At 45.9% G+C, this 13,961-nt stretch carries 15 protein-coding genes; 11 read left to right on the forward strand and 4 right to left on the reverse strand.

Annotated features, from left to right (window positions below):
* Positions 1-20: 20 nt before the first annotated feature.
* The 3 genes from NXV01_RS23630 (at position 21) to rfbB (ending at position 2,701) form a co-directional block, all read left to right on the forward strand.
* A complete protein-coding gene (locus NXV01_RS23630; RefSeq protein WP_259023312.1) occupies positions 21-518 on the forward strand; it encodes a metallophosphoesterase in 498 nt (165 codons plus the stop codon).
* Positions 519-670: 152 nt separating this feature from the next.
* Entirely contained in the window at positions 671-1,540 is an 870-nt protein-coding gene (rfbA, locus tag NXV01_RS23635; RefSeq protein WP_074559082.1) for a glucose-1-phosphate thymidylyltransferase RfbA, read from the forward strand.
* A gap of 21 nt (positions 1,541-1,561) precedes the next feature.
* On the forward strand, positions 1,562-2,701 hold the full coding sequence (gene rfbB / locus NXV01_RS23640) for a dTDP-glucose 4,6-dehydratase (RefSeq protein WP_148365049.1): 1,140 nt from the start codon (positions 1,562-1,564) through the stop codon (positions 2,699-2,701).
* A gap of 90 nt (positions 2,702-2,791) precedes the next feature.
* Here the strand turns inward: rfbB and NXV01_RS23645 are convergent, their stop codons facing one another.
* Entirely contained in the window at positions 2,792-3,685 is an 894-nt protein-coding gene (locus NXV01_RS23645) for a 1,4-dihydroxy-2-naphthoate polyprenyltransferase (RefSeq protein ID WP_099146380.1), read from the reverse strand.
* A gap of 88 nt (positions 3,686-3,773) precedes the next feature.
* Here NXV01_RS23645 and NXV01_RS23650 point away from each other — a divergent pair, with 88 nt between their 5' ends.
* Positions 3,774-4,835 (forward strand): metallophosphoesterase, encoded by a 1,062-nt coding sequence (locus NXV01_RS23650; RefSeq protein ID WP_259023313.1) that lies wholly within the window; start codon positions 3,774-3,776, stop codon positions 4,833-4,835.
* Here the strand turns inward: NXV01_RS23650 and nadD are convergent.
* The 3 genes from nadD to NXV01_RS23665 are packed head-to-tail and all read right to left on the reverse strand — an operon-like array spanning position 4,770 to position 6,915.
* Positions 4,770-5,405: a nicotinate (nicotinamide) nucleotide adenylyltransferase gene (gene nadD / locus NXV01_RS23655; protein ID WP_217721646.1), complete on the reverse strand. Its 636-nt coding sequence runs from the start codon at positions 5,403-5,405 to the stop codon at positions 4,770-4,772. The two genes, NXV01_RS23650 and nadD, sit on opposite strands and share 66 nt — an antisense overlap.
* An 18-nt stretch (positions 5,406-5,423) precedes the next feature.
* Positions 5,424-5,990 carry a guanylate kinase gene (gene gmk / locus NXV01_RS23660; RefSeq protein WP_148365052.1) on the reverse strand — a complete coding sequence of 189 codons (567 nt, stop codon included), beginning with the start codon at positions 5,988-5,990 and terminating at the stop codon, positions 5,424-5,426.
* A 43-nt stretch (positions 5,991-6,033) separates the two neighbouring features.
* Positions 6,034-6,915 carry a YicC/YloC family endoribonuclease gene (locus NXV01_RS23665; protein WP_148365053.1) on the reverse strand — a complete coding sequence of 294 codons (882 nt, stop codon included), beginning with the start codon at positions 6,913-6,915 and terminating at the stop codon, positions 6,034-6,036.
* A gap of 89 nt (positions 6,916-7,004) precedes the next feature.
* Between NXV01_RS23665 and tsaB the strand changes: the two genes are divergently transcribed.
* The 7 genes from tsaB to rseP all read left to right on the forward strand — a co-directional run bounded on the left by tsaB (position 7,005) and on the right by rseP (position 13,915).
* Positions 7,005-7,694, forward strand: coding sequence for a tRNA (adenosine(37)-N6)-threonylcarbamoyltransferase complex dimerization subunit type 1 TsaB (gene tsaB, locus NXV01_RS23670; RefSeq protein ID WP_148365054.1), 690 nt, complete (start codon positions 7,005-7,007; stop codon positions 7,692-7,694).
* Between the two features lie 36 nt (positions 7,695-7,730).
* Positions 7,731-8,342, forward strand: coding sequence for a DUF4290 domain-containing protein (locus tag NXV01_RS23675; protein ID WP_148365055.1), 612 nt, complete (start codon positions 7,731-7,733; stop codon positions 8,340-8,342).
* Positions 8,343-8,466: 124 nt separating this feature from the next.
* On the forward strand, positions 8,467-9,771 hold the full coding sequence (gene murA, locus NXV01_RS23680; protein WP_004306881.1) for a UDP-N-acetylglucosamine 1-carboxyvinyltransferase: 1,305 nt from the start codon (positions 8,467-8,469) through the stop codon (positions 9,769-9,771).
* Positions 9,768-10,310: a ribosome maturation factor RimM gene (gene rimM / locus NXV01_RS23685; protein ID WP_122136998.1), complete on the forward strand. Its 543-nt coding sequence runs from the start codon at positions 9,768-9,770 to the stop codon at positions 10,308-10,310. Before murA ends, rimM begins: the two co-directional genes overlap by 4 nt.
* A gap of 75 nt (positions 10,311-10,385) precedes the next feature.
* Positions 10,386-11,246, forward strand: coding sequence for a M23 family metallopeptidase (locus NXV01_RS23690; RefSeq protein ID WP_004317001.1), 861 nt, complete (start codon positions 10,386-10,388; stop codon positions 11,244-11,246).
* A gap of 14 nt (positions 11,247-11,260) precedes the next feature.
* Positions 11,261-12,430 carry a 1-deoxy-D-xylulose-5-phosphate reductoisomerase gene (locus tag NXV01_RS23695; RefSeq protein WP_148365056.1) on the forward strand — a complete coding sequence of 390 codons (1,170 nt, stop codon included), beginning with the start codon at positions 11,261-11,263 and terminating at the stop codon, positions 12,428-12,430.
* Between the two features lie 129 nt (positions 12,431-12,559).
* Complete coding sequence (rseP, locus tag NXV01_RS23700; protein WP_148365057.1) at positions 12,560-13,915, forward strand: RIP metalloprotease RseP; 1,356 nt, start codon at positions 12,560-12,562, stop codon at positions 13,913-13,915.
* Positions 13,916-13,961 lie beyond the last annotated feature (46 nt).

The raw sequence follows: 13,961 nt of genomic DNA on the forward strand, positions 1-13,961 counted from the left end.
GGGATTAAACAAAGAAATTTATGACAAGAATTGGATTATTATCTGATACTCACGCTTACTGGGACGAGAAATATCTGGAATATTTTGAACCATGTGACGAAATTTGGCATGCCGGAGACATCGGTTCGCTGGAGGTAGCGGAAAGGCTAGCCGCCTTCCGTCCATTCCGGGCGGTATATGGAAACATTGACGGGCAGGAAATCAGAAAGCTGTATCCGCAAATAAACCGTTTCACGGTGGATGGTGCAGAAGTACTGATTAAACATATCGGCGGTTATCCGGGGAAATACGACCCTTCCATCATCGGCAGTCTGATGACACGTCCGCCCAAACTTTTTATCAGCGGACATTCTCATATATTAAAGGTGAAATATGATAAAACGCTGGATATGCTACATATTAATCCCGGAGCTGCCGGCATGTCCGGTTTCCACAAGGTGCGAACTTTGGTACGTTTTGTTATCAATCAGGGGGCCTTTCAGGACTTGGAAGTCATCGAGTTGGCGGACAAGTTGTAATACTGTGCCAATATGATAATGTGATAATGTGCCAATTGGCTGAGTTATCACTTAATTGACACATTACCATATTGAAATATTAGCAAATTATTTTTGTCCTTTCAGATTTCTTTCCGACCTTTGCACACTGTTAATGAATAACTCAGACGAACATGAAAGGAATTATTCTAGCCGGTGGTAGTGCCACCCGACTTTATCCGCTCTCCAAAGCGATTTCCAAACAAATCATGCCTGTGTATGACAAGCCGATGATTTATTATCCGTTGTCAACACTTATGTTGGCAGGAATACGCGAAGTGTTGATTATTTCGACTCCACGCGATTTGCCGATGTTCCGCGACTTGTTGGGAACGGGTGAGGAACTGGGTATGTCTTTCTCCTATAAAATTCAGGAACAACCTAACGGACTGGCACAGGCTTTCGTATTGGGAGCCGATTTCCTGAACGGCGAACCGGGCTGTCTGATTCTTGGGGATAATATGTTTTACGGACAGGGCTTCTCCGCCATGCTCCGCCGGGCTGCCAATATAGAAAAGGGCGCCTGTATCTTCGGTTACTACGTGAAAGACCCACGCGCTTATGGTGTAGTGGAATTTGACGAACAGGGAAAAGTGATTTCACTGGAAGAAAAGCCGGAAGTGCCGAAAAGCAATTATGCCGTTCCGGGACTTTATTTCTACGATGCCAGTGTGACAGAAAAAGCAGCGGCTCTTCGTCCTTCAGCACGTGGAGAATATGAGATAACAGACCTGAACCGTCTGTATCTGGAAGAAGGTACATTGAAAGTGGAACTTTTCGGACGCGGATTTGCATGGCTCGACACGGGTAACTGTGACAGTCTGCTGGAAGCTTCCAACTTCGTGGCCACTATTCAGAACCGGCAAGGTTTCTACGTCAGCTGCATTGAAGAAATCGCCTGGCGTCAGGGATGGATTCCGACGGAACAGTTGCTTCTACTAGGTCAAAAACTCGAAAAAACCGAGTATGGGAAGTACCTTATCGAATTGGCTAAACAATCCTAAAATCAACATAAAGAATAAAATATGAAAACTTATCTAGTGACCGGTGCCGCAGGATTTATCGGGGCAAATTACATCAAGTACATCTTAGCCAAACATAACGACATCAAAGTCGTGATATTGGACGCTTTGACGTATGCAGGTAACTTAGGAACGATTGCCAAAGACATCGACAACGAACGCTGTGTCTTTATCAAAGGAGACATTTGCAACCGCGATGTGGTAGACGGTCTTTTTGCTGAGTATCGTTTTGATTATGTAGTGAATTTCGCTGCCGAGAGCCACGTGGACCGCAGCATTGAAAATCCGCAGCTGTTTCTGATTACCAACATTCTCGGAACACAGAACTTACTGGATTGTGCACGCCGTGCATGGGTAATGGGGAAAGACGAACAAGGATATCCGACTTGGAGAAAAGGTGTACGCTATCATCAAGTATCTACCGATGAGGTGTATGGTTCATTGGGAGCCGAAGGATATTTCACAGAAACAACTCCGCTTTGCCCTCACAGCCCGTACAGTGCTTCTAAGACAAGTGCAGACATGGTGGTAATGGCTTACCACGACACTTATAAAATGCCGGTGACGATTACCCGTTGCTCCAACAACTATGGTCCGTACCACTTCCCGGAAAAATTGATTCCGTTGATTATCAAGAATATCCTCGAAGGAAAGCATCTTCCCGTTTACGGTGACGGTAGCAATGTGCGCGACTGGCTTTATGTGGAAGACCACTGCAAAGCAATCGACCTCGTTGTGCGTGAAGGTCAAGACGGAGAAGTGTACAACGTTGGTGGACACAACGAGAAGACAAACCTCGAAATCGTGAAACTGACAATTTCGACTATCCACCGTCTGATGGCAGAAAATCCCGAATATCGTCAGGTTCTCAAAAAGAAAGTGAAAGACGAAAACGGCGATATTTCAATCGACTGGATCAACGAAGATCTGATTACTTTCGTCAAAGACCGTCTGGGACACGACCAACGTTATGCTATCGACCCTACCAAGATAACAAATGCCTTAGGATGGTATCCCGAAACTAAATTCGAAGTCGGCATCGTAAAGACAATCGAATGGTATTTAGCCAACCAAGCTTGGGTGGAAGAAGTTACCAGTGGAGATTATCAAGGTTACTACGAAAAGATGTACGGGAAAAATTAAGAATTAAGAATTAAAAATTGAGAATTGAAAAATAATACTATTGCACAGCATTATAAGCGCAGCCATTTCTCAATTTTTAATTCTCAATTCTCAATTTATCAACATTCCTATTGCAATAAGAATACCCATAAGCAGCATATTACGCGAAGTCTCGCCTAATATGCTGTTTAATTTTTTACCGCTGTATATTTTCACCATCCGTTTCCAGGTAAGGAAATGAGGGATCAGATAAAGTTGTGGAAGAAAAGCGGCGTAGAAATGACCTTCACGGAGGAAACACAGACAGAGAAGAGAAGCAGTAATCCCCAACATCAAATAAAAATAGCGACCGAATTTCTCGCCGAAACGAACGATCACCGTCCTTTTTCCACTGCGTGCATCCGCTTCGCGGTCACGATAATTATTGACTACCAACAATGTATCGATAAGCAGTCCGCAGATTAAAGAGGCGATAGTGACATCCGGTGTCCAAGTTAGCGCCTGTACGTAATATGTTCCGCCTACGGGTACAAAGCCGAAGAAGACAATCACCAATACATCGCCCCAACCGTTGTAAGAAAGAGGATAAGGACCGGTGGTATAAAGAAAGGCAAATAACACACAAAGCACTCCTACGATCATCAATTCCCACCCGGCAAAAAAGAGTAACGTACAGCCGATAAGGCAGGCAAGAGCAACCGTAATAATAATCCCGGTTTTCATCGCTTGCGGAGAAATCCATCCTTGCGCACAAGCACGTTCGGGACCTAACCGGTCTTCCCGGTCTGTTCCTTTGAGGAAGTCGAAAAGGTCATTGATGAAATTAGCGGCAATTTGCATCAGACTTGCAAACAGACAGCAGATCAGTGCAGGCAACCAGTGAAAACGTCCGTCCATTGCAGCAAGAGCAGTACCGATCATAACCGGGGTTATGGCCCCTGTCAGCGTTTTGGGACGTGCAGCTAATATCCATGCTTGTAGCGAGTTACGCTTTACTTCTTCCATACTTTAATATATTATAAATAGTTTTGACGGACAAAGATACATGATTTTTCGTATCTTTGCACCCCGAAAAACTTCAAACTAAGAGAAGATGAAGAAAATAAAAACAATCTACCCTGTTATCCTGTTGACATTACTTTTGTTGGTTTCCTGTAAGTCGAAAAAGAATATGGTGGCTACCTTGCCACGCCCTGTTTTAAATTCAGATTCTATTTATCCGGATACGGCTAATGCCATAGCCGGGGTATTCTCCCCCGACCACTCACAACTCAAAGAGCTGAATATTTCTAAAAACAAAAAGCAGAATACAAAGAAAAAGACTTCTACCGATACACGCGAATCGTCAGACCTGGTACTGCGGGGAACAAAAATCACTTCTTCCAACGTAAATGTATCTTCTGTCTATACAGGAGTGGATCGTGTAGTAAAATATGACTTTACCCACCGCGATGTTCCCGAAGCCTTTGAAGGTTTCCGTATCGCTTTCATTTCCGACTTACACTACAAAAGTCTGCTGAAAGAGAAAGGGCTGAACGACCTTGTCCGCCTGTTGATTGCTCAAAAGGCTGATGTGCTTCTGATGGGTGGTGACTATCAGGAAGGTTGTGAATATGTGGAACCTTTGTTTTCTGCGCTGGCACGCGTAAAAACACCGATGGGAACTTATGGAGTAATGGGCAATAACGACTACGAACGTTGCCACGATGATATTGTGAATACAATGAAACACTACGGAATGCGTCCGTTAGAACATGAAGTAGATACGCTTCGTAAAGACGGGCAGCAAATCATTATCGCCGGAGTGCGCAATCCTTTTGATCTGGGGCGCAACGGAGTATCACCTACTCTGGCACTCTCTCCCAAAGATTTTGTCATCTTACTGGTTCACACCCCGGATTATATCGAAGATGTTTCAGTAGCTAACACCGACCTTGCCCTGGCAGGACACACCCACGGCGGACAAGTCCGTGTATTCGGAGTTGCCCCGGCACTTAACTCACACTATGGCAATCGTTTCATCACGGGACTGGCATATAATTCTGCAAAAATACCTTTGATTATAACAAACGGAATAGGAACCTCCAAATTACCGATTCGCGTCGGCGCTCCGGCAGAAATCATCGTCATTACTCTTCATCGATTGACAGAGTAAACTGATAGTCTCCCAGACCTTTGGATGCACAAAGTATCGAACATCTTTCCCTGCATCCAGTGCTTCTCGAATAAAAGTAGAACTGATTTCAAATACAGGGGAATGAACGAGACGCACCGTTTCCGGCAATTCCTCCTCTTTGACGGGAAAGCCGGGACGGGGGTAAATAAGAATCTGATTCTCTTTTATGATACGTTCGGATTGATACCAATATCCAAAACGTTCCCAATTATCGGAACCGATAATGAAATAAAACTCGCGGTCGGGAAATGCCTCGCGCAGTTTCTCCAACGTATATACGCTATATGAGGGACGAGGCAAATGAAACTCAAAATCTGAAGCCTGAAAACGAGGATAGCCACTGATGCTCAACTTTACCAGTTCGAGACGTAATTCATCATTCCATAACTTCTCCTGTGCTTTCAAAGGGTTCTGCGGACTCACCATAAACCAGATCTCATCCAACCCTTCACACTCGCAAAGATAATTGGCTAAAGCAAGATGCCCGATGTGAATCGGATTGAATGATCCGCTGAAGATTCCGGTTTTCTGTTTTTTCATTTGTATCATCCCGCCCTAGTAGTTCTCCTACAAATTCAGAAACTCTTTGATTACTTTCAAAGCTTCCGCTTTAGCAGCCTCCAAATCGTCATTGACAATCACACAATCGAATTGCGGAGCAAAACCCAATTCATATTCCGCTTTAGCGATGCGACTTTCAATCACTTCCGGCGCATCCGTTCCGCGTCCTTCCAACCGACAGCGTAATTCTTCCACCGAAGGCGGCTGGATAAACACCGACAACGCACGATCACCATAAAACTTCTTGATATTGCATCCGCCAACCACATCTACGTCAAACACCACATTCTGACCCGCTTCCAATTGCCTTTCTACCTGCGCTTTCAGCGTTCCGTAATAACGGTCCTTATACACCTCCTCATACTCCAGAAATTCGTTGTTCTCAATGCGTTGGCGAAATTCTTCCGGTGTAAGGAAGAAATATTCAACCCCATGCTGCTCCGTTCCACGCGGAGGACGGCTGGTAGCAGAAATTGAAAACGCTAAATTCAAGTTCTGCGTCAGCAGATAATTGATAATAGTAGATTTGCCCGAACCCGACGGAGCAGAGAAAATAATTAGCTTACCGGTCATAAGTTTAATGAAGAATTAAGAATTAAAAATGATAGATACTGTTTTACATCACGTTCAGCACCTGTTCCTTAATCTGTTCCAGTTCATCCTTCATCTGAACTACGATCTTCTGCATTTCAGCATGATTGGACTTGCTGCCTAACGTATTGATCTCCCGACCCATTTCCTGGGCGATAAAACCAAGCTTTTTACCTTGTCCGCTACCCCCTTCCATCGTACTGATGAAATATTTCAGATGGTTGCTAAGGCGTTGTTTTTCTTCGTTGACATCCAGCTTTTCGATGTAGTAAATCAACTCCTGTTCCAGACGATTCTTGTCATAGTCTACGCTTAACGTCTTTTCGAGAGCATCAGTGATGCGTTCCTTCACTTTCTCTACACGTTCTTTCTCATAAGGAGCAATCTGTTCGAGCAAGCTGTTGATGTTGGCAATCTTCTCACGGAACTTCTTCTCCAATGCAGCCCCCTCCTGTTTGCGGAAATCAACCAAATGACTGATGGCTTCAAGTATGGTAGCGTGCACCACGCTCCATTCCTCATCCGTCAGTTCCTGAATTTCCGTTTTCGTCATCACGTCCGGCATGCGGAGTAATAGTTGGAGCCAGTCTTCCGGTGCGGGACAAGGAATCCCCAGTTCGCGGCTTATCGAATCCAACTGGCTATAATAACTTTTCAGCAGCTCCTTATTGATGGGAGCAGCATCCGCACCCTCCTTCTTCTCTATCCACAGGCTGAAGTCAGCTTTTCCACGTTCCAGAACTTTAGAAATCTCATTACGGATTTCAATCTCTTTTTCACGATACGCCGGAGCGATGCGAGTGGACAAATCCATTGCCTTGCTGTTGAGCGACTTGATTTCTACATTTATTTTTTTATCAGGAAGTTCGGCCGTAGCTTTACCGTATCCTGTCATAGACTGTATCATAACCTTAAAGTTTTGTGCAAAAGTACACGAATATTTTAAGAATTGGAAATAATCATGTAAATTTGCGACAATTTAATAAGCTGATTTTTATGTCGTGTATACTGAATATTGAAACCTCTACCTCTGTTTGCTCGGTAGCGGCCAGTCAAGACGGACAGACGATTTTTGTGAAAGAAGACTTGAAAGGCCCTTCACACGCCGTGTCTTTAGGAGTTTTTGTAGATGAAGCATTGTCGTTCATAGACAGTCATGCCATCCCTTTGGATGCCGTTGCAGTGAGCTGCGGACCGGGTTCGTACACCGGACTCCGAATCGGGGTTTCTATGGCGAAAGGAGTTTGTTACGGGCGCAATATCCCCTTAATCGGTATCCCGACGCTGGAAGTATTGAGTGTTCCGGTGCTGTTGTATCACGACTTGCCCGAAAATGCTTTGCTTTGTCCGATGATTGACGCCCGCCGCATGGAAGTATATGCAGCCGTTTATGACCGTCGTCTACAAGTGAAACGTGCAGTTGCCGCCGACATCGTAGATGAGAACTCTTATCTGGAGTACTTGAACGAACAACCGGTTTATTTCTTTGGAAACGGAGCCGACAAATGCCGCGGACAGATTACGCATCCGAACGCACATTTTATCGACAATATCCATCCGTTGGCTAAAATGATGTTCCCACTGGCAGAAAAAGCAGTGGCCGATGAAGACTATAAAGACGTGGCTTACTTCGAACCTTTCTACCTGAAAGAATTCGTTGCCTCCATGCCGAAAAAACTTCTTTAATTTTTTAATTTTTAATTCTCAATTTTTATTTAATAAATGCAATACAATACTCAACAGAAAAGAATGCCGCTTCCCGAATACGGACGTAGCATCCAGAACATGGTAGATTATGCGTTGACCATTCAGGATCGTGCAGAACGTCAGCGTTGTGCCAACACCATCATCAACATTATGGGAAATATGTTCCCCCATTTGCGTGATGTACCCGATTTCAAGCACAAGCTTTGGGACCACCTGGCTATCATGTCCGGTTTTGAGCTGGATATTGACTACCCGTATGAAATCATCCGCAAGGACAATCTGGTGACCCGCCCGGACCATATCCCCTACTCCACTGCCCGTATGCGTTACCGTCACTACGGACATACGCTGGAAATACTGATAAAGAAAGCGATCGAATTCCCCGAAGGAAACGAAAAGAGAAACCTGATCGCCCTTATCTGCAACCACATGAAGAAGGATTACCTGGCATGGAACAAAGATACAGTGGACGACAAAAAAATTGCCGAAGACCTGTACGAGCTGTCCAACGGGGAACTCCAAATGACCGACGATATCGTCCGGCTGATGGCAGAACGCCTGAACCAGAACTACCGTCCGAAGACGAACTATACCAACAATCGTCAGAACAATAAGAGAAGATATTAAAATAAGTATTAGGTATTAAGTATTAATCGAGGTTGCTTATTGGCGTTTGAGACTTGATACTTAATACTTGATACTTAAAATTGATAATTGGTGTTTAATACTTGATACTTAATACTTAAAATTAATGGCTTCATTTGTGATTGAGGGAGGACATCGGCTTTGCGGAGAAATTCATCCGCAAGGAGCTAAAAACGAAGTTTTGCAGATAATCTGTGCCACGTTGCTGACTGCAGAGGAAGTAACGGTGAACAATATACCTGACATTCTTGATGTCAACAACCTGATTCAGCTCTTGCGGGAGATGGGAGTAACGGTTGCAAAGAAAGGCATTGATTCTTATAGTTTTAAAGCAGAAAATGTAGACCTGGCTTATCTGGAAAGCGATGAATTCCTGAAGAAATGTTCCAGTCTGCGAGGCTCTGTGATGCTTATAGGTCCCATGGTGGCACGTTTCGGCAAGGCATTGATTTCCAAGCCGGGAGGAGATAAAATCGGTCGCCGCCGTTTGGACACTCACTTTGTAGGTATTCAGAATTTAGGGGCGGACTTCCGCTACGACGAAGGGCGGGGTATCTACGAAATAACGGCCGACAGACTTCAGGGAAGCTATATGTTACTGGACGAAGCATCTGTCACCGGAACAGCCAACATCGTCATGGCTGCCGTGCTTGCTAAAGGTACTACCACTATTTATAATGCCGCTTGCGAACCTTACGTGCAACAACTCTGCCGGTTACTCAACCGGATGGGAGCCAAAATCAGCGGTATCGCATCCAACCTGCTCACCATCGAAGGTGTGGAAGAGCTGCACGGCACGCAACACACCGTACTGCCTGACATGATTGAAGTCGGCAGCTTCATCGGCATGGCGGCAATGACGAAAAGCGAAATTACCATCAAGAATGTTTCTTACGAGAATCTTGGAATCATCCCCGAGAGCTTCCGCCGCCTGGGCATCAAGCTCGAACAGAGAGGAGACGATATTTACGTTCCCGCACAGGAAACATACCAGATAGAATCATTTATCGACGGCTCCATCATGACGATAGCCGACGCTACCTGGCCGGGACTGACTCCCGACTTGCTAAGTGTAATGCTCGTTGTAGCCACACAAGCCAAAGGCAGCGTACTGATTCATCAGAAAATGTTCGAAAGCCGCCTGTTCTTTGTGGACAAGCTGATCGACATGGGTGCACAGATCATTCTCTGCGACCCTCACCGCGCCGTAGTCATCGGACACAACCACGGCTTCAAGCTGCGCGGTACCCGCCTGACCTCACCGGATATACGTGCCGGTATCGCCCTTCTGATTGCTGCCATGAGCGCCGAAGGAACCAGTACCATTAGTAACATCGAACAGATAGACCGTGGTTATCAGAACATCGAAGGACGTCTGAACGCTATCGGAGCCAGAATCACCCGGATATGATAAAGAAAGAAGAAGTATACAAGATAGGATTGTTCAATAAACCGCACGGCATTCACGGCGAATTGCAGTTTACCTTCACGGACGACATTTTCGACCGTGTCGACTGTGATTACCTGATATGCCTGCTCGATGGCATCTTCGTGCCTTTCTTCATCGAAGAATACCGTTTCCGTTCAGACTCCACCGCCTTGGTAAAACTGGAAGGAGTCGACAGTGCCGAACGTGCCCGAATGTTCACCAACATTGAAGTCTACTTCCCTGTGAAACACGCAGAAGAAGCGGAAGACGGCGAACTGTCCTGGAACTTCTTCATCGGTTTCCGGATGGAAGACATCCATCACGGACTTCTGGGAGAAGTAATAGACGTAGATACCACTACGGTAAACACCCTTTTCGTGGTTGAAGGAGCGGAAGAAGAGGAACTGCTCGTTCCCGCCCAGGAGGAATTTATCGTAGGAATAGACCAGAAACAGAAACTCATCACGGTGGAACTTCCCGAAGGGTTGCTCAATCTGGAGGAATTGGAAGATGACCGGTGAGAACGAATCAAACGATGAGCCGCTCATCCACTGAAAATAGTAAATAGTAAATCGTAAAAACAGTAAATACCCGAGATGCCAAAGAGAAGACGAAGTAAAGCTTTCTGGAAAAATTTCAAGTTCAAGTATAAACTAACGATCGTTAATGAAAATACACTTGAAGAAATTGTCGGACTTCGTGTATCCAAGCTCAATGGACTTTCCGTATTACTTTGCGTGCTGGCAGTGCTTTTCCTGATTGCTTCCTGCATCATCACCTTCACCCCGCTGCGCAACTACCTCCCCGGATACATGAACAGTGAAGTCCGTACACAAATCGTGGACAATGCCCTGCGTGTAGACTCTTTGCAACAAGTGCTCAACAAGCAGAATCTTTACATTATGAACATTCAGGATATCTTCAGTGGAAAAGTACCCATCGACAGCGTGCAGACTCTCGATTCGCTGACCGCTGCCCGCGAAGACACACTGATGGAACGTACCAAACGTGAAGAAGAATTCCGCCGTCAGTATGAAGAGAATGAAAAATATAACCTGACCTCCATCACTTCCCAACCGGACGTGACCGGACTTATTTTATACCGTCCGACACGAGGCATGGTGTCCGACCACTTCAATGCCGAAAAGAAACATTACGGCACCGACATCGCCGCCAATCCCAACGAAAGCGTACTGGCAACCATGGACGGAACCGTCATCCTAAGCACATACACCGCCGAAACGGGTTACCTGATTGGCGTACAACATAACCAGGATTTAATTTCAATCTATAAACACTGCGGCTCCCTCCTGAAAAAGGAAGGTGAACGCGTAAAAGGAGGCGAAGCCATCGCTCTGGTAGGAAACAGCGGCACACTTAGTACAGGACCGCACCTCCATTTCGAACTTTGGTATAAAGGTCATCCGGTAAATCCCGAAAAATACATCGTATTTTAAGTGATAATAGAAAAATGAATATAGAGACTAACAAAAAGAAAAAACAAATAGCTATCCTAGGTTCAACAGGCTCCATCGGGACACAGGCTCTGCAAGTCATCGAGGAACATCCCGACCTGTACGAAGCCTATGCGCTGACAGCCAACAACCGCGTGGAACTACTGATTGCCCAGGCACGGAAGTTCCAGCCGGAAGTGGTAGTGATAGCCAACGAAGAAAAGTATTCCGAACTGAAAGAAGCATTGAGCGACCTGCCCATCAAAGTGTACGCAGGCACAGACGCTATCTGTCAGATTGTAGAAGCAGGCCCCATCGACATGGTGTTGACAGCCATGGTCGGTTATGCCGGACTAAAACCAACCATCAACGCCATCCGCGCCAAGAAAGCGATTGCGTTGGCCAATAAAGAAACATTGGTAGTAGCGGGTGAACTGATTAATCAGTTGGCACAACAATATCGCACTCCGATTCTGCCGGTAGACTCTGAACACTCTGCTGTTTTTCAGTGTTTAGCAGGAGAAGTGGGCAACCCGATTGAGAAAGTGATATTGACAGCCTCCGGAGGTCCGTTCCGCACTTGCACCTTGGAACAGCTGAAATCCGTCACAAAGACGCAAGCCTTGAAACACCCCAACTGGGAAATGGGAGCAAAAATAACAATCGACTCCGCTTCCATGATGAATAAAGGTTTTGAAGTGATCGAAGCTAAATGGTTGTTCGGTGTGCAGCCCAGCCAGATCGAAGTGGTGGTACATCCGCAATCAGTCATTCACTCGATGGTGCAGTTTGAAGACGGAGCTGTCAAGGCACAACTTGGGATGCCAGATATGCGCCTGCCCATCCAGTACGCATTCTCTTATCCCGACCGTATCAGTTCTTCTTTCGACAGGCTCGATTTCTCCCAATGCACGAACCTGACGTTTGAGCAACCCGATACGAAACGGTTCCGCAACCTGGCACTCGCCTACGAAGCGATGTATCGCGGAGGGAATATGCCCTGTATCGTCAATGCTGCCAATGAAGTAGTGGTAGCCTCTTTCCTGAAAGACGGCATCAGCTTCCTCGGCATGAGCGACGTGATAGAGAAAACAATGGAACGGGCTACCTTCATCGCCAATCCGACATACGATGATTATGTAGCTACGGATGCGGAAGCAAGGAAAATAGCAGCCAGTCTGATATAATCCGCTTCATCCCATTGATGAACAAAGAAAATAAAGAAATTGATTAGTATTAATATAAATTGAAAATAGCCTTTATATCCTCTCTTCGGTAGAGAATTCGTTGAAGGCTTTAAACTGTAAATAGACTATATGGAAACATTTTTGATTCGTGCCCTGCAATTGATTATGAGCTTATCCTTGCTCGTTATCATTCATGAAGGCGGGCATTTTCTTTTTGCCCGTTTGTTTAAGGTGCGTGTAGAAAAATTCTGCCTATTTTTTGACCCTTGGTTCACCCTTTTTAAGTTCAAACCCAAGAAAAGTGACACAGAGTATGCAGTAGGTTGGTTGCCATTGGGCGGTTACGTCAAGATAGCCGGTATGATTGATGAGTCAATGGATACCGAGCAGATGAAACAACCCGAACAACCGTGGGAGTTCCGCTCCAAGCCGGCGTGGCAACGTCTGCTAATCATGGTGGGTGGCGTACTGTTCAACTTCCTGTTGGCACTGTTCATCTACTCCATGATTCTTTTTGCATGGGGCGACCAGTATATAAAGGTACAGGAAGCTCCTCTGGGTATGGAATTCAACGAGACCGCCAAAGCGGTAGGTTTCCAGGACGGTGATATCCTCCTTTCTGCCGACGGTGTTCCTTTCGAACGTTATGACGGCGACATGTTGAGCCAGATTGCCGATGCACGCGAAGTAAGCGTCATCCGTAACGGAGCAAAAGCCTCCGTCTATATCCCGGAAGACCTGATGCAACGCCTTCTGGCAGACAGCGTCCGTTTCGCCTCTTACCGTTTCCCGTACGTTATAGACAGCGTAATGGTGAACTCTCCTGCCGCACAAGCAGGAATCCAGGCAGGTGACAGCATCATCGCCCTGAACGGAACCCCCATCTCTTTCTCCGACTTTAAAGAAGCGATGGCAGAACGTAAGAAAAACGAAGCAACCCTGCTCAAAGACAGCATAGATCCGCGCCTAATCACGCTGACTTATGTGCGTAACGGCGCAACAGACACACTAAGTATGCGTGTAGACTCCGCCTACCTGATGGGTGTAACCGCCTGTCTCGTCACAGACCGTCTGCTCCCTATGGTAAAAAAAGAATATGCTTTCTTTGAATCCTTCCCCGCAGGTGTCTCCCTCGGTGTGAAAACCCTGAAAGGCTATGTAGGAAACATGAAATACCTCTTCTCGAAAGAAGGAGCCAAACAGCTGGGCGGCTTCGGAACGATCGGCAGCATCTTCCCCGCTACCTGGGACTGGCATCAGTTCTGGTATATGACAGCCTTCCTTTCCATCATTCTGGCTTTCATGAACATCCTCCCTATCCCCGCATTAGACGGTGGACACGTGCTCTTCCTCTTCTACGAGATGATAGCCCGCCGCAAACCAAGCGACAAGTTTATGGAATACGCCCAGATGACCGGTATGATTCTACTCTTCGGTCTGTTGATATGGGCTAACTTCAATGATATTTTGCGATTCTTCTTCTAGTGAGCGCAACAATAGAAAGTATACACAAAGAATAAGAGGAATATAA

Source organism: Bacteroides sp. BFG-606 (assembly GCF_024788145.1).
In the GTDB taxonomy this organism is placed as follows: domain Bacteria; phylum Bacteroidota; class Bacteroidia; order Bacteroidales; family Bacteroidaceae; genus Bacteroides; species Bacteroides vicugnae.